This is a genomic window from Listeria kieliensis (assembly GCF_003369925.1).
Taxonomy (GTDB): Bacteria; Bacillota; Bacilli; order Lactobacillales; family Listeriaceae; genus Listeria; species Listeria kieliensis_A.
Map to the genome: position 1 here is coordinate 44,182 of NZ_LARY01000004.1, position 22,229 is coordinate 66,410.

16 protein-coding genes are annotated in these 22,229 nt (G+C 44.1%); 1 reads left to right on the top strand and 15 read right to left on the bottom strand.

The window, feature by feature from the left end; translation table 11 throughout:
• Positions 1–2: 2 nt before the first annotated feature.
• From UR08_RS12675 to gltB, 6 genes are all read right to left on the bottom strand, one after another.
• Complete coding sequence (locus UR08_RS12675; protein ID WP_115754041.1) at positions 3–317, bottom strand: PTS sugar transporter subunit IIB; 315 nt, start codon at positions 315–317, stop codon at positions 3–5.
• A 141-nt stretch (positions 318–458) separates the two neighbouring features.
• A complete protein-coding gene (locus UR08_RS12680) occupies positions 459–3,137 on the bottom strand; it encodes a sigma-54-dependent transcriptional regulator (RefSeq protein ID WP_115754042.1) in 2,679 nt (892 codons plus the stop codon).
• 93 nt (positions 3,138–3,230) lie between these two features.
• Positions 3,231–4,397 carry a DEAD/DEAH box helicase gene (locus UR08_RS12685; protein ID WP_115754043.1) on the bottom strand — a complete coding sequence of 389 codons (1,167 nt, stop codon included), beginning with the start codon at positions 4,395–4,397 and terminating at the stop codon, positions 3,231–3,233.
• Between the two features lie 92 nt (positions 4,398–4,489).
• The gene (locus UR08_RS12690) at positions 4,490–5,476 is read right to left on the bottom strand and encodes a Gfo/Idh/MocA family protein (protein WP_115754085.1); all 987 of its coding nucleotides are present in this window, start codon (positions 5,474–5,476) and stop codon (positions 4,490–4,492) included.
• A 132-nt stretch (positions 5,477–5,608) separates the two neighbouring features.
• Complete coding sequence (locus UR08_RS12695) at positions 5,609–7,078, bottom strand: glutamate synthase subunit beta (RefSeq protein ID WP_115754044.1); 1,470 nt, start codon at positions 7,076–7,078, stop codon at positions 5,609–5,611.
• 17 nt (positions 7,079–7,095) lie between these two features.
• Positions 7,096–11,691, bottom strand: a complete 4,596-nt coding sequence (gltB, locus tag UR08_RS12700; RefSeq protein WP_115754045.1) for a glutamate synthase large subunit — start codon at positions 11,689–11,691, stop codon at positions 7,096–7,098.
• Positions 11,692–11,871: 180 nt separating this feature from the next.
• On the opposite strand from gltB, the gene gltC reads away from it, so the two are divergent.
• On the top strand, positions 11,872–12,762 hold the full coding sequence (gene gltC, locus UR08_RS12705; RefSeq protein ID WP_115754046.1) for a glutamate biosynthesis transcriptional regulator GltC: 891 nt from the start codon (positions 11,872–11,874) through the stop codon (positions 12,760–12,762).
• A 26-nt stretch (positions 12,763–12,788) separates the two neighbouring features.
• Here the strand turns inward: gltC and UR08_RS12710 are convergent, their stop codons facing one another.
• The 9 genes from UR08_RS12710 to UR08_RS12750 all read right to left on the bottom strand — a co-directional run bounded on the left by UR08_RS12710 (position 12,789) and on the right by UR08_RS12750 (position 22,218).
• Complete coding sequence (locus UR08_RS12710) at positions 12,789–13,307, bottom strand: GNAT family N-acetyltransferase (RefSeq protein ID WP_115754047.1); 519 nt, start codon at positions 13,305–13,307, stop codon at positions 12,789–12,791.
• Positions 13,304–14,404: an iron-containing alcohol dehydrogenase family protein gene (locus UR08_RS12715; protein ID WP_115754048.1), complete on the bottom strand. Its 1,101-nt coding sequence runs from the start codon at positions 14,402–14,404 to the stop codon at positions 13,304–13,306. The genes UR08_RS12710 and UR08_RS12715 overlap by 4 nt, the downstream gene beginning before the upstream one ends.
• A gap of 86 nt (positions 14,405–14,490) precedes the next feature.
• Entirely contained in the window at positions 14,491–15,534 is a 1,044-nt protein-coding gene (locus UR08_RS12720) for a sensor histidine kinase (RefSeq protein ID WP_115754049.1), read from the bottom strand.
• 15 nt (positions 15,535–15,549) lie between these two features.
• A complete protein-coding gene (gene ade, locus UR08_RS12725; RefSeq protein WP_115754050.1) occupies positions 15,550–17,286 on the bottom strand; it encodes an adenine deaminase in 1,737 nt (578 codons plus the stop codon).
• Between the two features lie 14 nt (positions 17,287–17,300).
• Positions 17,301–17,768: a hypothetical protein gene (locus UR08_RS12730; protein ID WP_115754051.1), complete on the bottom strand. Its 468-nt coding sequence runs from the start codon at positions 17,766–17,768 to the stop codon at positions 17,301–17,303.
• A 19-nt stretch (positions 17,769–17,787) separates the two neighbouring features.
• A complete protein-coding gene (locus UR08_RS12735) occupies positions 17,788–18,672 on the bottom strand; it encodes an NAD-dependent epimerase/dehydratase family protein (RefSeq protein ID WP_115754052.1) in 885 nt (294 codons plus the stop codon).
• A gap of 71 nt (positions 18,673–18,743) precedes the next feature.
• On the bottom strand, positions 18,744–19,421 hold the full coding sequence (locus UR08_RS12740; RefSeq protein WP_115754053.1) for a response regulator transcription factor: 678 nt from the start codon (positions 19,419–19,421) through the stop codon (positions 18,744–18,746).
• A 57-nt stretch (positions 19,422–19,478) separates the two neighbouring features.
• Positions 19,479–21,464, bottom strand: a complete 1,986-nt coding sequence (locus tag UR08_RS12745; RefSeq protein ID WP_115754054.1) for an ABC transporter permease — start codon at positions 21,462–21,464, stop codon at positions 19,479–19,481.
• Entirely contained in the window at positions 21,451–22,218 is a 768-nt protein-coding gene (locus UR08_RS12750; protein WP_115754055.1) for an ABC transporter ATP-binding protein, read from the bottom strand. The genes UR08_RS12745 and UR08_RS12750 overlap by 14 nt, the downstream gene beginning before the upstream one ends.
• Positions 22,219–22,229 lie beyond the last annotated feature (11 nt).

Consider the following 22,229-nt stretch of genomic DNA (forward strand, 5'->3'; position numbering starts at 1 on the left):
ACTTAATCCCTTTGCTCCATCATTGCATAAGCTTGATTCAAAACATTTCTACCGTCCATCGTTCCGTAATCAATCGCATCAATAATTTCAACAGGAATCTCACGCGAACCAAATTTGCGTTTAAGTCCTTTCGCTAAAAAGCGCACTTGCGGGGCAAGCAAAACTACATCAACCTCTGAAATGTACTTCGAGACATCCGCTTCAGCAACCGCGATCACTTCAGCGTCCAATTGCTGCGACGCAATTTCTTCCTGCATCTTTTGCACAAGCAAACTCGACGACATCCCCGCAGAACAAATCAACATAATTTTTTTCACGCTTTCCTACCTCCAACAATGGTGATTCACTGTCCACTTACATTAAATGCAAGTTTTATGCCAAATAAAACAGCGTCACACCAGGTTTTTTAGATTCTTTTGGCTAGAAGGTGAAGTGTGTAAGCCTACACACTTCACAGTTTAAGCTTCCACTCGATTGGCAAGCATCATTTGTGTCAAATACGCGATTTCAGATTGCGGAACAGTGATTTGATACTCCCGCTCCACATTTTCCATCATTTGTTGTGTGACTTGCATTTCCACAAGGTGTTTTTTGGCAAACTCATTCAAGTCTGGGAATTCCCGGTCAACTGCCCCAAGACGCATTCGCTCAATCAAGAAAGCCATGTGTAAAATCATCCCAATATCGACACCTGGTTCGAGAATCAAATTCAACTGAATTTGTAATTCCGAAATTAACTTCCGCAAGAAATAAACCAAATCTTCCACAGAATCCACCGCTTTAAGATTTCCAGAAAGAGAAGCAATCAATTTTTCATACGGAACTTCATCGCTAATGATCCGCTTCGCAATATCTAAGCCATCATCCGAAAAAACTTCGAGCGCACTGAAAAACGGAATATCTTGATATTCAAACTCAACAGAACCCATAATCGCTAGGATATTAAATTCCTCTTTCAGCTGATCAATTCGTTCCCGGAAAGCATCCTTATGCAGAAACTGCAAAATAATGATCTCCACTTTGCTTTCATCAATAATCGGAGTAATGCGCTTGCGGAGCTGTTCAGCCACGCCTTCACCCGTAAAGCAAGTCAAAACAACCGCATTTTTAACCGGTTTCGCTCGCAGTACATGCGCCTTATATTTATTTTCAAACAGTTGCTGACAACTTTGATAAATATCTTCTAATCCACGACCAAGCGATGCTTTTCGAATTGCTTCCAAAACAACAGGCGTACTTGTCATTGTCACTGTTTTTGTTCGAATCCCTAACTCTTCCATCAACATGTTTCCGAAAGAAGCGAGCGACCCCATATCAGATAAAATGAGCAAGCCTTTCTGCGGGTTTAACTTCAAAACGCGATTTTTTACTTTTTCATACATCGTTTGAACGTCCATTGTGAGCGGCATATCAATCGCCGTTCCCGTTTCAATGCTAAGCAGTTCTTGCACCGTTTCGACCATACTCGTTGCCGTACTGCGCCCGTGCATCAAGACAAGGACTTCCACTTGCGATTCACTACTCACAAACATCGAATCGACCACTTCAGCCGTCAAAAACATCGTTAAAAAGCCTATTTCGTCAAATGGAATTTCAATTTGAAGCGCTTGCTCAATCATCGCTGAAAGTTCGATCGCCGCTTGGAATTCCTTTGGATATTTTTTTCGAACATTATTTAAATCCGGGTGAACAATATGCTTTTGCTCACGAATTCGTTCAATCGTACTTTGCAAGTGAAGCGCAAAAGCAAACTTCATCTTATCATTATAGCTGCGCTCAAGCCGTTTTTCAGCAACATCGTAAACCGCTTCTGTGAGCTCCCAAATAGCTGGATCAATGATTTCTTTTGCCGTTTGTTGCGTTGGAAGTTGCTCCATGTAATCATGAAAATACTGATCCACATCGACATAAAGCTCGGCTTCTAGTTCGCTACCGTCTTTTCCTTCTTTCAAAAGTTCTTCCGCACGATCTTGAATTGCCTGATACACATCATCAACTTCGACAACAATATCCGGTCCTGGTTCACTTGCATCTGCAAATTTAAAAATCGTTTTATTTACATCAATCAAGCGATTTAATTTTTCCGGCTCATCTTTCATGTGCAGTAAGCCTTTTTGAACATGGATCGGCAAATCATCTTGCTCGATCAAAATATAATTGGCCGCTTTCGTCTTGTAATGCAAGAACGCTTTCGCACAAGCCAGTTTCAAATCACGCTGCAATTGCCCAACATTCGCGCTCGCATGATAAAGCAAGAAAGCCATCAAAGCTTGGCGATGCACGCGAATCGACTGATTCAGTCTTCTCGCTTCTTGCTTCAAGAAAAACTCCACTAATTGATAGCGCTCTTCCATGCTGCGTTCAGCAAGTTGTGGCAAAGTGATCGTCATCGGAATTCGGCGCGTAAACGTTTCAAGCAAAAAGTTATCCGGTGATTCCGTTGTTGCGCCAATAATTTCTACCTGCGCTCGGTGCACCTTTGAACTTTCTCCAAGCGGTCGAAACTCACCCTTATCAATAAATGTAAACAGCATTTCTTGCCCTTCAGGCGGCAAACGATGAATTTCATCTAAGAACAAAATCCCTCCGTCAGCCTGCGCAAGTAAGCCATCCCGTGTTTCCTCAGCGCCTGTGTAAGCGCCTTTTACAACCCCAAAAATATGCCCAAACAAAAGTTGTGGATTTTGAGCATAATCAGCACAGTTAAAAGAAATAAACGGGGCATCTTGCGGGATCACCGTCGATTCGCGAGCAAATTCATACATGCACTCGGCAAAAAGCGATTTCCCTGTTCCCGTCTTTCCTAAAATCAAAGTGTGTAAACCATTTGGCGGATAAAGAATGGCCGCCTTCGCTTGCTGGATGCTGATCTTCAAACTTTGATCCGACCCGATCAAGCGATCAAAAGCCGTTGCATCTCCTTTTTCGCGTTTTGCTTCAGCAAGCGTGTTTTTCAACGTTTCATAATAAACAGGTTTTCCTGGAAGCTTCTTGATCTTGTTTTCTTTAAACAAATCGTTCAGATAGCGGCTGGCATTGGCACGATCCATGTTGAGTTTACTAGCTACGTCAACCGCAGTCGTTTTTTGATTCAGCTCATCTAAGAAGGTTAAGACTTCCTCTTTTCTACTCGCCATCCTCTTCGCTCCTTTAAAACACTATGCCTCCATTATACACGTTTACACACATAAGTCGCAATAGCTGTTTTTAAGCAAGAAAAAACCGCCAAATCAGCGGTTTCTCTTCTTCGTATTCTTTGTCATTTTGCTTTCCTTTGCTTCACCCGGTGAAACAAGTTTCCCGCCAAAAAAGCGAACTGGAAGCGCCGACTTCCCAAGCTCCTTCAAAAACTGTTTCAGCGACCGAAGCTCCCGTTGATTCACAAACGACAGCACCGTTCCAGCTTTCCCCATCCGGCCCGTCCGACCAGCCCGATGAGTGTATTCCCTCGCACTTTCCGCGATGTCGTATTGAATCACATATGGCAAATCGGGAATATCGAGACCGCGCGCCGCAATATCCGTAACAATCAAATACTGCAGCTTGCCTGCTTTAAATTCGCGCAACACTTTTTGTCTCGTTTCCTTGCGTAAATCCCCGTGGATTCCCTCAGCCGCCACACCATCAAACTTCAATTTTTCAAGCAAAATATCCATCCGCGGCTTATCACGCACAAACACGAGCGCTTGCATACCATCCACTTGAGCAATCCGCCGAATCAAACTCGCCTTCTCGCGATTTTCCACTTCCATATAAAGATGCGTCACATTTTCCGTTGCGCGTTTCGCCGGACTTACTTCAATTTCAACCGGCTCGCGTTCAAACTGCCTGAAAAAAGCATCCGGATCGAGCGGACGCGTTGCAGAAGCAAGCACTAGCTGCACATCACGCTTCGCATGGCGAACAATATCCAGCGTCATCCGGCTATTTTCTTTCGATAATAACTGATCCGCTTCATCGAGCGTAACCACTTGCACACTGTGCATCTTCACTTTTTTTCGGTCGATTAGTTCAAGCAACCGTCCCGGTGAAGCCACAATAATTTGCGGTTTTTTCTTGAGCTTCTCAAGTTGCCGCTTTAAGTTCGCCCCACCGATGATCGGCATCACAGAAATCTTCTTCTCCGGCTCTATAAATAAGCGAATCGCATCCGCAATTTGCATCACAAGCTCATGGCTCGGCGCAAGAACAAGCCACTGCAGTTCCGGCTTTGCTTCGATTTTTTCGAGGATCGGAAGCGTATAAGCGACCGTCTTCCCCGTTCCAGTTGGCGAAATCGCAAGCGCGTCACTTCCAGCTTTCAGCACCCCGTAAAGCTCCGTTTGAATCTCCGTTGGCTCCTCAAAGCCATTTGCCGTAAAAGCCTGCTGCCAGTGCTCCAATAAATTCTCTTTCATGCGTATACTCCTTTTCCTTGTATCCTTCAAACATCATACCACAAAACAAGTCGCCTCACTCGATTTTTTCAAGAAAAGCGACCAAAGTTAGCTTATTTTTCCGCGTCGAAATAAATATCATTTTGATGGCGCAGTTCATTCGAAATCCTTAAGACCTTAATGCTTAAATCTCGTAAGGCTTCATACGCAGCCGTATCCTTTTGTTCAATAATTTCAGCAAAGCGCGCCGCTTCAAATTGCATATCATTTTGAGCGACTGGTTTCGCAAGCTCGAGCACTTCTTCGCCGTGGTTGCCATGAAATTCCAATTTTTCGATCGAAGTGAGCGGCTCAATCAAAAGCGTTCCTTTTTCTCCGTAAATCTCACTATTCAAAAAGGAAGTTGAATTTTTTCCTTGAATGATTGTCACGTTAAAATCGCCATATTCTAAAATCACAGGCCCCATCGCATCAACGCCCGTTCTCATCTTAGTTGCAAAATAATGTGCCGCTTTCGGTTCACCAAAGAGCGCCACCGCCGAATAAAGCGGATAAACACCTAAATCCGTAAGCGATCCTCCTGAAAAGTGAAGAGAAAAAATATTCGGTTCCTGTCCTTCAAGCACTTGATCGTAGCGTGATGAATATTTCATATAAGCAAGTGTCGCACCGTGGATCTTGCCCACTTTCCCAAGATTTTCTTGCAAAATTTTAAAATTAGGTTCTTGAATATGACGCGCCGCTTCAAATAAAAATACTCCATTTTCCTGAGCGACTTGATGCGCCTCGGAAAGTTCATCTACCGTTGAAAAAATAGGTTTTTCCACAATCACATGCTTGCCAGACTTCAAAAATTGCAGCGCATGTTCAAAATGAAGCGCATTAGGCGAAGCAATATAAACCCCATCAATCGCATCACTCAGCGCCATACTCTCGGTATCCGTGAAAAGTTCTTGCGTCGCTCCGTATTTTTCAGCAAAATCCGCCGCTTTTTCCAAAGTTCGTGAATAAACCGCGCGCAGTTCCCACTTCCGAGAGCGCTTAGCCCCATCAATAAAAGAATCCGTAATCCAATTTGTCCCGACTATTCCAAGTTTCAGCATATTTCACTCCCCCAATCATTCGTTTCCCCTTTAGTATAACCTAAAAAACAAATTTTTACTCGCAAGAAAAACGGATGCCAAAAGCCTTCCGCCTCCAAGCATCCGTTCTCCTTTTATAACGACTCCGCCTCACGGTAAAAAGGTTTCCCCCATCAAATAAAAATCGACTTCCCGTGCCGCCTCGCGACCTTCTGCAATCGCCGTTACAACAAGACTTTGACCATAGCGCGCATCCCCACAAGCAAAAATTCCTTCTTCGCTTGTCCGGTAAAAGCCTTTCGCAGCTTCAATCGTTTGCCGCTTCGTTTTCTTCACCTTGAAGTTTTCAAAAACCGCGTCTTCTGCCCCTTCAAAACCTGCAGCAATCAGCACCAAGTCGGCATCAAAAATCCGTTCCGAATCAGGCACTTCACGGTAGCGCTTCGTTTCTTCATCACGCTCAACTTCCACCGTCCGAATCCCCGTCAGTTCGCCCGCCGCATTCTTCACAAAACCAACCGGACTGAGCAAATATTCGCGCGGATCCATCCCATACACTGCTTCCGCTTCTTGATGCGCATAATCCATTTGAAAAACATTCGGATATTCCGGCCACGGATTACTTGCCGCTCTCACTTCCTCAGGCTTTCCGCGCCTTCCAAGCTGCACAATCGATTTAGCCCCTTGGCGTAGCGCCGTTGCAACACAATCCGCTCCCGTGTCGCCGCCTCCGATGATGATTACTTTTTTTCCAGCCGCGGAAAGCGTTTGTTCTTTTCTTCCTGCAAGCAAATCTTGGATGCTCGCTGTTAAATAAGGAACCGCCAAGTGAATCCCTTTTGCGTCACGACCAGGAACTTTCACTTCACGAGCCTTGCCCGCACCTGTCGCCAAAACGATCGCATCAAAGTCCCGCTTCAACTCTTCATACGGAATATCTTTCCCGCAGTCAACCCCCGTCACAAAGCGAATCCCTTCCGCTTCAAGCAACTGAACACGTCTTAAAACACTTTCCTTATCAAGCTTCATCGTCGGAATCCCGTACATCAAAAGTCCACCGATCCGATCGCTTTTTTCAAACACCGTGACCCTGTGCCCCGCTTGATTGAGCTGATCCGCACAAGCAAGTCCCGCCGGCCCAGAACCAATCACAGCAATTTTCTTTTCCGTCCGAACTTTCGGCGGATTCGGTTTGATCCAACCTTCCGCAAATCCCCGGTCAATAATGGCTTTTTCAATTGATTTAATCCCCACTGCCGGCTCCGAAATCGCTACTGTACAACTTCCTTCACAAGGAGCTGGGCAAACACGACCCGTGAACTCGGGAAAATTATTCGTTTTCAGTAACAGCTCGAGCGCTTCCTTCCAGTCCCCGCGATAAACCGCATCATTCCATTCTGGAATCAAATTGTGTAGCGGACAGCCAGAAACACCATTTTTAATTTCCATTCCGATGCTGCAAAACGGAACGCCACAATCCATGCAGCGAGCCGCTTGAATCGTCAAGTCTGCTTCACCAAGTGGCAAACTATATTCGTTCCAATCGTTTACCCGTTCTTTCGGTTTCCTGACGGGGGTTTCAATACGATCATACTCCATAAAGCCAGTCGCTTTTCCCATTTTCGTTCGCTCCTTTCCTAATGAACTTGTTTCGCATGTTCCTTCGTACTTTCATAAAAAGCCACGAGTTCCGCTTCGCTAGCGTCACCTAGTTGTTCTGTTAAATTCGCGATCCGTGTGCGCATAGCTTCATATTCAGTCGGTATCACATATACAAAGTGATTTACTTCCGTTTCAAAATCAAGCAAAATTTCGCGTGCCTTCGCGCTCCCCGTTGCCTGCTCATGGCGCCATACTAAATCATGCAACCGGAGCTTTTCGCTTTCAGTGAGCGCGCTTCGCACACTGACCAGTTCTGGATTGATCTTGCCTTCAAGTGTCGCAAGGTCTTCCGCGTAAAGATAAGCGACACCGCCACTCATTCCTGCAGCAAAGTTCGCACCAATTTCGCCTAGCACGACGACCGTGCCGCCTGTCATATATTCGCAACCATTATCACCAATGCCTTCAACGACCGCTTCCGCTCCACTATTTCGGACAGCAAACCGCGCTCCTGCTTTTCCCGCAAGGTAAGCCTCTCCTCCAGTTGCCCCGTAAAGCACCACATTTCCTGCGATCGCGGATAGATGCGGGTTAACCGGGGTTCGCGCGTCATGAACGACAGCAAGTTTCCCGCCGGAAAGTCCCTTCCCGAAATAATCATTGGCATCGCCAACTACGCGGAGCGTCATCCCATTTGGAACAAAGGCGCCAAAACTTTGCCCGGCAGACCCGCTAAATGTGAAGCGAATCGTATCGTCCGGAAGCCCCGCTTGGCCGTATTTCTTGCTAATAGCTGCCCCAACTATCGTGCCCACCGCTCGGTCAGTGTTGCGAATCGCGAAGCTTTGTTCCACTGTTTCTCCCGAAGTTAGCGCCGGTTCAGCTGCTTTTAACAAGAAACGCTCATCTAGTGTCTCTTCAAGTTGGTGGTTTTGGCCTTTCGTACAAAATTGATCGGCCGCTTGGTAAAACGCATCCATGTACAGCAAATTGGAAAAATCGAGATATTTTGCTTTCCAGTGTTGCTCTTTTCGCGTTGTTTCTTTGAGGTACTCTTTATGACCAATAATTTCATCCAGCTTCCTCACGCCAAGATCTGCCATTAATTGCCGCATTTCCCTTGCGATGAACGTAAAGAACTGAACGACATAATCCGCCGAACCCGTGAATTTTTTCCGTAGTTCCGGATTTTGTGTCGCGACACCAACCGGACAAGTATCCATGTGACAAACGCGCATCATGACGCAGCCTAACGTGACAAGCGGAGCTGTTGCAAAGCCAAATTCTTCTGCACCAAGCATCGCCGCCACTAAGACGTCTTTTCCTGTCATCAACTTACCATCGGTTTCAAGCACCACTTTATTGCGTAAATCATTCAAGATGAGCGTTTGCTGGACTTCCGAAAGCCCAATTTCCCAAGGTAAGCCCGCATGGCGGATACTGCTTCTTGCAGCTGCTCCCGTTCCGCCTTCATAGCCGCTCACAGAAATCACATCGGCTTTTCCTTTAGCAACCCCAGCTGCGATCGTGCCAACACCTGTCTTTGAAACTAATTTGACGCTGACTCGAGCCGCCGGATTCGCATTTTTCAAGTCGAAAATCAATTGAGAAAGGTCTTCGATCGAATAAATATCATGGTGTGGCGGCGGTGAAATCAGCCCCACTCCTGTCGTTGAACCACGCGTTTTGGAAATCCATGGATAGACCTTCCCGCCTGGCAAATGCCCGCCTTCGCCGGGCTTCGCCCCCTGTGCCATCTTGATTTGTAATTCCGAAGCGTTCACGAGATAGTGGCTAGAAACGCCGAACCGCCCAGAAGCAACTTGCTTGATGGCACTTCGCTTGGAATCACCATTCGCACTTTTGATAAAACGTGCTGGATTTTCTCCACCTTCACCGCTATTACTTTTCCCACCAATTCGGTTCATCGCAACAGCTAACGCTTCATGCGCTTCTTGGCTAATCGAGCCATAACTCATCGCACCCGTTTTAAAACGTTTGAAGAGACTTTCTTCCGGCTCCACCTCATCAAGTGAGATAGGCTTTCTTCCCGTTTCTAGCTTTAAAAGTCCCCGCAAAAACGCTTGATTATGATTTTCCATTAAATCTCGGTATAGATCATAAGCTTCTTGATCATTTTCACGTGTTGCGCGCTGCAAGGAATGAATCGCAAGCGGGTTAAATACATGATATTCGCCACCATTTGCGCGATATTGGTATTCTCCGCCTGAATCAAGGGTTTGACTCGCGATTCCTTGTGCCTTGAAAGCCTTGCGATGCCGCAGCCAAACTTCTTCGGCAATCACAGCAAGAGGAATGCCGGAAAGCTTACTCGCTGTTCCAGTGAAGTACTGATCGATCACTTGATTAGAAAGACCAATGGCTTCAAAAATTTGTGCCCCGCGGTAACTTTGCACCGTTGAAATCCCCATTTTCGACATGACTTTCAAAAGTCCGTCCGTGAGCGCTTCAAGATAGCGCGTTTCGGCTTCCTCGGGACTAAAACCTTTGATGCGGCCGCGTTCAATTTGACTTTGAAAAAGCTCGATCGCAAGGTAAGGGAAAACAGCGTCCGCCCCGTAGCCAATCAAAAGCGCCGTATGATGGACATCGCGCGCTTCTGCTGTTTTTACGATGATGCTTGCTTTCGTTCGCAAACCACGTCGCGTTAAATAGTGATGCAAGCCGCTCGCCGCAAGAAGAGACGGAATGCCCATCCACTCTTCATTCACGCCTTCATCCGTTAAAACAATTAAAGAACTGCCTTCCGTTTCAATCGCCGTTCTCGCTCGTTCGAAAAGCGCTGCTAAAACCTCGTCCAGCTTCTCCCATTCGTCTTCGCGGAAAAGAATCGGAAGCACCGTCGTTTTCGTACCAAATTTCGTTTGATTTTCAAGTGCTTGAAACTCTAAGCGAGAAAGCACAGGTGTTGCTAAACGGATTCTGTTCGCATTGACGCCGCTTGGCTCGAGAATATTCCCTTCATCGCCAAGCAGTGTCATCGTTGAAACAACCGCTTGCTCTCGCAACCCATCAATCGGTGGATTCGTCACTTGAGCAAACAGTTGCTTGAAGTAGTGGAACAAAAGTTGCGGGCGATTCGAAAGAACAGCAAGTGGCGCGTCATAACCCATCGCACCAGTTGGGTCTTTCTTTTCCACAACCATCGGAATCAAAATTTTACTTAGTTCATCTTGTGTATAGCCAAAAGCTTGTTGCAGCTTCATAAGTTCATCGTGATTCCTTTTTTTAGTCTCTAAGTTTTCTCTTACACTTAGTTCATTAATATCTGTTAAGTTTTCCTCTAACCATGCTTTATAAGGCGCTTCGTGCATAATCTTTTGCTTCAATTCATCATCTGAAATGATTCGACCTTTTTCAAGATCAATCAAAAGCATTTCCCCAGCGCCTACGATTTCTTTTTTGATAATTTCATCTGGCTCAACCGGAATCACGCCCGTTTCAGAAGAGTAGATAATCGTATGATCTTTAGTTTCATAGTAACGTGCTGGTCGAAGCCCGTTTCGGTCGAGGATCGTTCCGATGACACGTCCATCTGTAAAGGAAATCGAAGTCGGTCCGTCCCACGGTTCCATTAGCATCGCATGATAGGCATAAAAATCCCGCTTATAATCTGCGAGTTGCTCGTTTTTATCCCACGGCTCTGGAATCAGCATCATCGCGGCATGCGGCAAGCTGCGCCCGGTTTGGACTAGGAATTCAAGCGCATTATCGAGCGTAGCGGAATCACTGCCATTTTCGTCAATGATCGGCCGAACAAATTCGAGTTTTTCTTGCAAAAGTGAACTTTTCACTCGTTTTTCTCGTGCTTTCATCCAGTTTACATTGCCGCGCTGTGTATTGATTTCGCCGTTGTGTACCAAATAGCGATACGGATGTGCACGTTCCCAGCTTGGAAAAGTGTTGGTTGAGAAACGAGAATGAACAAGCGCAAACGCAGACGTGTATGCTGGATCTGCAAGGTCTAGATAATAAGCGCTAATTTGTTCTGGTGTGAGCATGCCTTTATAAATAATCGTGCGTGTCGACAAACTCGGAACATAAAATGTTTCTTTGATTTCAGCATTGTTTTCTGCAAAATTCTCGATTTGTCGGCGGATCACGTACAGCTCTCGCTCAAATTCGCGCTCTGTTAAATCGGCTGCTTTCTCGATAAAAACTTGATAAATCGCGGGTTCTTTTTCACGAGCTTTTATACCGATTTGACTTGAATCTGTTGGTAGCGCGCGAAAACCAAGGAAGGTTTGCCCAGCTTCTTCGATCAAGTAAATTAGCTTTTCCATCAAACTTTTCCGTTCTGATTCAGACTTCGGGAAATTGAGCATCCCGACCGCATAATGATGGCGCGGTGGAAGTGAGATTCCTAAATCCCCACAAACTTTCCGAAAAAATGAATCCGAAATTTCAAGTAGAATTCCTGCTCCATCACCTGTATCACCGTCAACTTCGCCGCCACGATGCTTCAACTTGCAAAGCATATGAATTCCATCTGTCACAATCTTATGGCTCGAGCGATTCTCTACATTCGCCACAAAACCAATTCCACAAGCATCATGTTCCTCTCGTGGATCATAAAGACCGTGCGGCGCCGGCATCCCAAGCTTTTTCATTGAAATTCCTCCTTCATTTCTTTCATTTATATAAATAAACTAAATTAATAGAAAATTTAATTCTTTTGTTCAAAACCACCATTTTAAGGGGTATTTTCTATTTTAGCGCTTTTCATTTATCGAAACAATATATATAATAGAATAAAACTATCTCTTTTTGAGAATGATAGGAGTATCAAAATGGAATTACGCCAATTAAAATATTTCATGGAAGTAGCCCGTGTGGAGCACATGACGCAAGCATCCGTCAATCTGCACGTAGCCCAATCAGCCGTTAGCAGACAAATCATGAAACTCGAAGAAGAACTTGAGGTTTCATTATTTGAACGTGTCGGTCGAAATATGCGTTTAACTTCGATTGGCGCGAGCTTTCTCGAACAAGTGAAGCGCGCCACACATGAACTTCAAAAAGCCGAAGCTCTCGTCACAGAATATTCCAATCCCGATATCGGAACCGTCCAGCTTGGCCTTCCAAATTCCCTTGCACCACGTGTTCTTCCTTCCGTTATCAGCGCATTTCGGGAAAAGTACCCGCAGATCACATATGAATTTCGCGAAGGCTCAAATGCAGAACTAACAGCCATGGTCCGGTCAGGCGAGCTCGATTTAACCTTTCTTTCTCCGCTTCAAGCAGAAAATGAAATCTTCAGCGCCACACGATTTTTCGACGAAGAATTAAAACTAATCGTTCCAGCCAGTCACCCGCTCGCAGCCCGAAACAGTGTTTCCTTAAAAGAATTAACGCAAGAAAAATTCATTCTTTACCCTGAAGATTTTAATTTATATCAAATTGTAACTACCGCTGCACAGAAAAAAGGCTTTGTGCCCGAAGTTGCATTCAGCAGCCAAGACTTCTATACCATCCAAGGCCTTGTTGGCGCCGGACTAGGCATTAGCATCTTGCCCGCGATGATTCTAGACGGAGCCGTTTTCAAAAACACAAAAAGCCTTTCCTTCACAGACTCAGAACTACACCGCTCCGTTGGCATCATCAAAACCAAAAAACGAAAACTCGCCCCATCCGAAGCTTTGTTTTATCAATTTATTCTCGACTTCTTTTCCCAAAACTAAAGGACAAAGCGCTTCCGCTTTGTCCTTTACTCCATCTCTAAAAAGGGTTCTGGATACATCAACTTTCCAGCTAGCCCCGTAAAATTTTCTTCCCCGAAGTCAAGCACCATAAAATTTTCTTCTTCGACAGGGAAAGGCGCTTCTAGCCCATAAAGTTTAGCTTTTTGGAAACCAAAACGCGGATAAAAATCCGCATGCCCTAAAACGCTAATGGCGCGAAAGCCAGCCTTTCGCGCTGCTCTTATTCCAGCTTCCACCAATTTCGAACCAATCCCATTGTGCTGTTCACGCGTTAAAACAGCAAGTGGTGCCAAAACAAGAATCTCAGCAAATTGCTTTTCTTGGATAATGCTTGCTTTCGTCAGCAAAAGAAAACCCGCTAGTTCACGCGAATCAAGTTCCGCTACAAGAGCGAGTTCTGGCAAATAAGCCTTCGTTTCTCGCAATTTTTCCACTAAATCTGCTTCAAGCGAGCTTGGGAAAGCATCTTCGAGCAAAGCCCGGATGAGCATCTCGTCGCTCTTTTCTTCCGTTCGAATCCTCATCTTTCTTCCACCGCGATTTGATACTCTTCAAGGGTATTCATAGCTGCTCGAACCACATTTGACGTCACCGTTTGAGGCATCAAATGAATCATCTCACCCTCGCGAGCGGCACGATCTGCAACTTGAAGCAATTCCGTTTCTGTGACTTCTGAAAGTCCCAGTTCAGCAAGTGAAGTCGGTAACCCCAGTTTCTTGTAAAAAGGCAAAAGGGCATCCATCTCGCTGAACTTCTCCTCAATTACGAGCTGAACCAAGATGCCATATGCCACTTTCAACCCGTGTAAGACATCGTGCGACTTCTCAAGCAAAGTCAGCGCATCATGAATGGAGTGTGCTCCCGCTGTTCGCCCGTATTTATCGCCAAAACCGCCCACCATTCCAGCAAGCATAATATTCGTTTCAACCACTTTCACAAAAGCCGTTCCAAGTTCATGCCGCTCCATCTCAAGTAGCGCCGCTTCACTTAGTTCCAGCAAATTATCCCGGCATTTTCGTGCGGCAAACGCTGCCACTTCGATCGCTGTCGTCTTTTCAGGAAGCTCAGCGATCACAACGTTTGCTTCGTACCACTTCGCAAGCGTGTCCCCAATCCCGGCAATGAGAAGCTCTTTCGGCGAATCGAGAATAATCGCTGGATCTAGCAAAACAAGCGCATTGCTCACAGGAAAAATATCAAACTGGATCATTTCGCCCGTTTCCGTATACATCACACTAAGTGGCGTATAAGCCGCACAAGTCGACGCGAGTGTCGGTAAAATCAAGACCGGCACGCAAGAAACAAAAGCAGCAGCCTTGGCTAAATCGGTAACCTTTCCGCCGCCAACAGCTACGATAGCTTCAAATTGTTCGGCTTCGATTCTTTCCTTCAAAGCATCCCTTGCCTCGTAGGTCACTTGACCCCCGTATTCCACAAAAGCGGTTTCAAAGTTTGATAAATCTGGAAATTCACGCCCGACAGCTTTCCAAGAAGCACTCCCGTGCAAAATCAGTATCCGCTTCAAATTCCGACGTCGTAAATGTTCTGGAAGCGTATCCCAAGCTCCCACGCTTGATACATATTCAGCCGGTGCACCGCGAACAATTAATTCTTCTGTCATAAGTAAAACCTCCGCTTCGTTCGTTTTTCTCCATATTGTAAACAAGGAACCGGATCCCGTCAAGTTTAGCAAGGATCCGGTTTCCATCATTCTTTTGCAACAAGTAAATAATCATCTTTTTGTTCAAATTTCAAAATAAGTTCCGTGAAGACGCCTTCTTCAGAACGAATTTCAAGCGCATGATCGAGTTTTTTCGACATTTGTTTAGCCAAATAAAGCCCCATCCCAGTCGCCTTTTTTTCTTGCCTTCCAGTAGATCCTGTAAAGCCTTGTTCAAAAACACGTGGCAAATCTTCCTGGCTAATCCCTCTCCCATTATCGCGAATGTGAAGATGCGTCATGTTACTCGAGCAAGGCTTATCACACCAAACTTTAATCACGCCACCTTCTTCCGTATATTTCAGCGCATTCGAAAATAGTTGATCGAGTATGAAGCCAAGCCACTTGCTATCCGTCCGCACATCCACATCCACTTCACCAAGTTCTAAGCGTTTATGTTCGGAAATGAAAAACTTAGAATGTCGCTTAATCGCTTCGCGGACAATCGTTCCTAGGTTTTGTTCTTGAATGAAGTAATCTTTTGCAAAGGTATCAAGTCGCGAGAAATAAAGAGCCTGCATCACAAGTTGATCCACGCGATCAAGTTCCCCATCTACTTTTTCAAAAATCGTTTTCGTATCATTCAAATCCGGATTTTTGATCAACATTTTACTGGCCACAAGCGGTGTTTTCACTTCATGAACCCAGTAAAGAATAAAATCATGATATTCTTCTTGTTTATCCACGAGCGCATTTACTTTCTTTTGCTCTTCCCGATGTTTTTTTCGCATGAGTTCATTAAAGAAAGCTTGCTCACTCGTACGCGGCTTGGGCAGTAATTCAATGACATTTTCTTCAATTTCCCCGTTAACGAGATCTTTCATTTCTTTCCAGTAGCGATATTTAAAACTGTAGCCGAGAATCAAATAAGCCACGAGAAACAAGAACACAAACATATACAAATAAACAATATTGCCAATCGTCAGTTTGCTATTTGGATCGATATAAATTAAAAGTCCGATAAAACACATCACAATGGCAAAAAACAAAATGAAAAAGCGTTTATCGCGTACATAGCGCCAAAAGGTCATCACAAGCCCTCCTTTCTAGTCAGTAATCTCAAGCGGAACAAAGGAAAAAGCTTCGAAGTCAAACAGCCCTTGATCGGTCAACTTATATTCAGGAATAACCGGAAGTGTTAAGAACGAAAGTGTCAAGAATGGATCAAAACCACGAGCCGAACTAATCGTGCCGAATGCTTTTTCTAGGTTTTTTAAACAGCTGGCCACTTCTTCAAAGGGTTGGTCGCTCAATAAGCCAGCAATCGGAAGCGGTAAAATTTCTTCCACTTTTCCGTCTGCTACTACAACAATCCCACCACGCGCTTCCGTTAACGTCTGAATCGCAAGCTCGATATCCGCATCGTTCATCCCTACGGCGACGATATTATGCGAATCATGCGCGACAGAAGTTGCAAAGGCCCCGCGCGTAAGGCCGAATCCGGATACAATACCAAGGCCGACATTTCCCGTTCCTTTATGCCGCTCAACGACCACCATCTTGGCAAGATCACGTGCTGCATCTGGTACGAACTCTCCGTTCATTCGGTCAAGCTGAACCTCCAGTTTTTCAGTAAACAAGCTGTTCGGTAACATGCCGATAACCCGAACGTGGTCGCTCAGAAGCTCTAGCCGCAGATCTTCTGCTTTTAACGGGTGCTGAATTCTAGGAGAAGCAAACGCCGTTGTTTTTTTCGGGAAAGCTCCTTCGAAACGCTCGCCCTTACTTACTACCACTTCGCCGCGTTTCATCACTTTTGTAATTTTAACCGATTCAAGCTCTTCAAGAAACAGGAGATCGGCTTGGTATCCCGCCGCAACAGCGCCGAGATAAAGCAAATTGTGACACGCGGCCGCATTGATCGTAGCCATTTGAATCGCCGTTATTGGCGGGATTCCATTTTCAATCGCCAACTTGACGTTGTAGTTAATCGAGCCTTCCGAAATAAGATCTGGAATCAGTTTATCATCCGTACAGAAACAAAAACGATGAGAATTTTTATCGTTCACAGCAGGTAGCGTTGCTAATAAATCGCGCGCAACAGTCCCTTCACGCAGCATCACAAACATGCCAGCACGAACGCGATCGAGTGCTTCCTCAGCCGTCGTACTTTCGTGGTCTGTCCGGATGCCCGCTGCTAAATAATTGTTCAAGTTTTCGCGAGTTAAGCCCGCCCCGTGCCCGTCAATTCGGCCACCATGAGTTTTGGCATCAATAATCTTTTGTAAAATATCCTCAGCGCCAGAAGCTACTGAAGGGAAATCCATCACTTCTGCAAGCCCGATGACATTTTCTCGACTATAAAGTGCTCGCAAGCTTTCAGCATCAAGCGTTGCGCCGTTATTTTCAAACGGCGTCGCTGGTACAGAAGAAGGTAGCATCACAAACATATCAAGTGGCGAGCCTTTTGCTTCTTCAAGCATATAATCAATTCCGGGGGCTCCTGCTACATTGGCAATTTCATGCGGGTCAGTCACGATCGTTGTCACACCATTCGGCAACAGAACACGTGCCATCTCGCTAGGCGGAACCATCGCACTTTCCACGTGGACGTGCGCATCAATAAAGCCAGGTACAATATAATTTCCTTTTGCATCAATGATTTTCTCTGCTTTTTGGAATTCACCAATCCCTGCTATGTAGCCATTTTTTATCGCGATATCTGCTTCGATAATTTCAGCTGTGAAGACATTGACGATTCGACCATTTTTAATAATTACATCCGCAGGATCTTTATGACTCAGTACATTAATCCGTTCGCGTAAGCTCCTAACTGTTTCCAAAATTTTTCTCTCCTTTATTCTTGTTCTTCAAAAAAGCCTTCATCAGCAAGATAGCTCTCCGCTTGATCTAGCGATTTAAAAACGGCTTCCACGTTGTCATAGGCATAGACGATCCACATTTTATTTTCAAAAACAAGCTTTAAAAGTTCGCCCGTGTCATTTTGATAAACGAAAGTATCACCTTCTTGATAAGCACCCCCGTCGCTATCCATATACGTGAGGGCTTGCTCGATCAGCTGGATAAGCTCAGCTTCTGTTACATCATAGATATTTACGTAGCCTTCTTTATCCAGCTTAGCACTTTCTTCTAGGTACGGCGCATAAACAAAGCCATTGCCATTCGGATGAAGATGCTTTACAAGTACTGTCTTTTCTCGCTTACTTGCCGGGTAGTGATAGTTATAGCGCTTCATCGAAACGGGTTTTTCCTCTAGTGCCGCAAATCCATTAATAATTTTTCTTTTCTCATCAAAGCTCAGCAAATCCTGTTCCTTCTTTCTTTTAATAGTCTTTTCGTCGAACAACGTCTTCTACAAGATTTGGCAACCAGTCGGAAAGTTCATCAAACTGAAAGCCAAGTGATTTCGCATAGTCATTCGAAAGAAAATACGAATCCTCCAAATCGTACGGAGATTCATCTTCATCTTCTGTCACCGTCTCGATTTTCACTTCTTTCCCGAGCTTCTCGGAAAAAAGCTGCATCAAATCACCAAGAGTTATTTGGCCATTTGAAGCTGCATTGATCGGCCCGGTCGCCTCGCTTGCGGTTCCTGCCCATTCAAGAAAACGCGCTGCTTCATCCGCATGGATAAAACCGATTTCAGCCGCTTCATTTTGAATCCCGATTTCCGTCCCGGCTTCAATTCGCTTCAAATGAAATTCAATGCGTTTCGTATAATCTTCGCTTCCTAAAACAACTGGAAAACGCACAGATAAGACTGGAAATTCTGCTTTCTGCGCATAGACCGCTTCCGCTAGCTTTTTGCCTTCCCCGTAATCAAAGTCTTCCCGGTCCCCCGTTACAATTTCATAGTGAGCACTGTCAAAATCAGCTTCCACGAGCGCCCTTCCTTTGTTCGGATAAACCGCAAGCGTTGAAACAAAAATCAGCCGAGGTTTACTTTTTTGAAACGCCTTAGCGGCATAAAGCGCATCTTGTGGTGAATAACAAATGTCGTCATAAATCACATCGTACGTTTCCGAAGCCGCAAGCAAGAATAAATCATCACGTTTTCTTCGGTCAAGAATCACCCGTTTTACTTGATTTTGAAACGGGTCTTGCGTTTTTCCACGCGTGGCAATAGTCACTTCATGCCCACTTTCAATCAATCGTTCCACAAGTCGTTTACCAAAAAAACGTGTTCCCCCGAAAACTAAAATCTTCAAAAAAGCCCCTCCCTTATAAAAACAGGAAGTCAGATTTTAAGAAATCATTCCTAAAACCCACTTCCCTTCTCTCACTCGATCATGTAGCCTTGTCCTTTTTTCGTTTTGATAAAATCCTTGATGCCGATTTCTGCCAATTTTTTACGTATCCGAACGATATTCACAGTCAGCGTGTTGTCATCCACGAAACTTTCATCTTCCCAAAGGACGCGCATAATTTCATCCCGACTGACAATCGCTCCTTTTTGCTTCATCAATTCATATAAAATTAAAAACTCATTTTTCGTGAGCTCAATTTTTTCTTCCAAATAAGAAAGCGTGTTGGTATCAATGTGCAAAAACACATTATGATATTCCAAAACGTTGGGCTCTTCAAGCTCCGTATAAGAATACGTCCTTCTAAGCAAAGCATTGATCCTTGCCATAAGCACATCCAAATCGACCGGCTTTTCAATATAATAATCTGCGCCCATATTCATTCCCATAATTTGATCCATCCGCGAATTTCGCGACGAAAGAAAAATGATCGGAACATTCGATACTTCACGAATTTGATTGCACCAGTAAAATCCATCAAAGTAAGGCAAGTTCACGTCCAAAATCACAAGTTGCGGTTCAAATTCTAAAAATTCGTTGAGAATATTGTTAAAATCGCCTACGACTCCGATTTCAAAGCCCCACTTTTTCAAGTGTTTTTGAATCGTATCGCGAATCACAACATCATCTTCTACGATATACACTTTTACCATTCTTTGGACCCTCCATATTCTGCATAATTCCATTTTAGCTGATTCCGATTCATTTGACTAGTCATGACGATGTCTCGATACAATATTTCGGTAATTATTTGCTGTCAACCAGTAATAAACACCAAAAAAAACATAATAAATTGAAGTTACAATGATAAATGGTAGTTTCACTGCTACGTCGAAATTTTTAGCTAAACCGATCATCGCAATAATACTATGTGAAATACCGAAAAGAAGCGGCACAACAAAAACAGGTCCAATTTGCCCCACAATAATTTGACGCAACTCTCGTTCTGTTAAACCAAGCTTAAAAAGAATTCGAAAACTAGGTTCCTCCGAATAAGCATCCGTTACTTGTTTGAAATAAATAATGCTTCCTGTCGCGAGGAAAAACACAATTCCAATGAAGACTCCGACAAATAAAACTGCACCCGTTAAAATCGAAACAATATGGTAATTAGAAAAGTAGCTTGAAATCTTATTCGACCAAATGCTAACTTTTCCTTCGACAGCTTGTTGAATACGATTGCCTAGCTTTTCAGAGTGATCCACTTCGGAAACATCATAAATAAAAACTTGTTCCGGTCGAAACTCAGCAAGTAATTTATTGTAAACATTTTGATTCACCACAACATTAAAGTCCGCAACACCCGTATTGAAGAGGGGAAACTCACGAAAACTGACAAATCGAATGGTTTCCAATTGTTTCGTTTTGTCTTCTGAATGTAAGAAAAAAATATGATTTTGCAAACGTTTTTTGAGCTTGGTCGGAAAGCGTGTCATATCACTTCCGATTAGAACCCCTTGCCCGTCTTTAAGACCAGAAATCTTTAAATTACGATTTCTTTCAATTTTATTCAGCCGATTGAATTCATTTTCTGAGATGATTGAGAAATGATCCTTATTCGCATAAAACTCATAGGGCATTCGTTTCAATGGATTTTTCACCGGAACATTTAAGTATGCACTTTGCGTCGCAAACTGCAATTTGTTTTCGCTGCTCCTACGAATAATCCGGTCTACTTCTTTTTGTTTATTCGGTGTCAAATTTAAAATTTGATAGCTACTTGGATTTTCTCGCTTCACATCATGGATTGCTTCCGAGTAAAGACTGCCGATTGCTCCAATGATCGTAAGCGTTGTCGCACTCAAAACTGCAATCATCGCCAGTGTATTAGCATTTCGCTTTAGCCGGTAGCGCAGTGACGTTATCGTAAGCAAGTTTGTACCATAAAAGTGAACTTTCTTACGCCCGTAAAAATAGCGCAAGCCAAGCGGCATAGAAAAACGAATGACAAGCCAAGTCCCTGCCACAACAGATAATAACACCAAGCACAAACCTGGAAAAAGCCTCAATTTATACCAAAGAAACGATTCTTCAATATTTTGTAAAGCAAGCGTATAACCAAAACCAATGAGACAAAGGCCAATGATCGTAAGCATAATAGAGCCACGTGGCACACTTTTTTCCATCTCTTTATTTTGAAATAGTTGCAACAAACTATAACGATAAACCATTCCACAAGCGTAGAGCGATGTATAAGCCATAATTACGAGGAAAACCAGGATCGTATCCATAATCGCTTTTCCAGAAAAGATAATCGCCGTATTGACCCGCAAATTGACAAGCCAAAATAACAACATCGAAAAGAGTTTCGAGAAAAAAATTCCTGAAACAATCCCTGTAACAAGTGCCAGTAAATAAACTAGTAAGTTTTCGATCACCAAAATGGCGCATACTTGTCCCTTACGTAAACCAAGCAACGAATAAAGTCCGAGTTCGCGTTTGCGCCGCTTTAAAAAATAGCTGTTTGAATAAAAAATAAAAAAGGCAACAAATAAAATGAGAACAAAAGCCGATGAAGAAAATAGAGATGAACCGATCACTTCCCAGCGCAAGAAAATCTTTCGAATGAGTGGATTATTCGCAAGCGACATAAAGGTGAAAAAAATCAAAATACTCATCGAAATACTAACAAAATGCAATAAATATGACTGAAAATTTTTAAACATGTTCGTAAACGCAATTTTAATCACGAGCATCCGTTTCACCGCCAAGCTCCGCGAGTACTGCTAAAATCTCTTGAAAAAATTGTTTTCGCGTTAAGTTGCCTTTCACAAGTTCTTGATAAATTTCCCCATCTTTAATAAAAAGAATCCGATTTGAATAACTCGCGGCAAACGCATCATGCGTCACCATGAGAATCGTAGCTTTTTCTTCTGTTCGCACTCGTTCGAGATTTGCAAGCAGATTGGTTGCCGCTTTTGAGTCGAGCGCTCCCGTCGGCTCGTCAGCAAAAATCAAATCCGGGTTCGTAATCAGTGCTCTGCACGCACTTGTACGTTGTTTTTGGCCGCCCGACACTTCATTTGGATACTTGCCGCGAACATCATAAATCCCAAATTGTTTCGCAATGTGCTGAAATCGTTCTTCCGTTTCTTGCGAAGAAATTTTGCTAAGCGAAAGCGGCAGCGTAATGTTATCTTTCAGCGACATTGTTTCGATCAAATTATAATCTTGAAAAATAAATCCCAACCGGTCGCGACGAAAAACGGCTAGTTCCCGTGATTTCATCTTAAAAAGATTTGTCCCGCTGATTTTAACTTCCCCTGAGGTTGGCTTGTCAATCGACGACAAGACATTGAGAAGCGTCGTTTTCCCGGCTCCTGATGGTCCCATCACACTCACAAACTCGCCCCGCTCAACTTGAAGCGAAATATCATTAATTGCTGTGTAAAAATTACTTCGTGTTCCATATACTTTTCTAATATTATTTGCTTCTAAAACAGGCTTCATGTTAGGCCTCC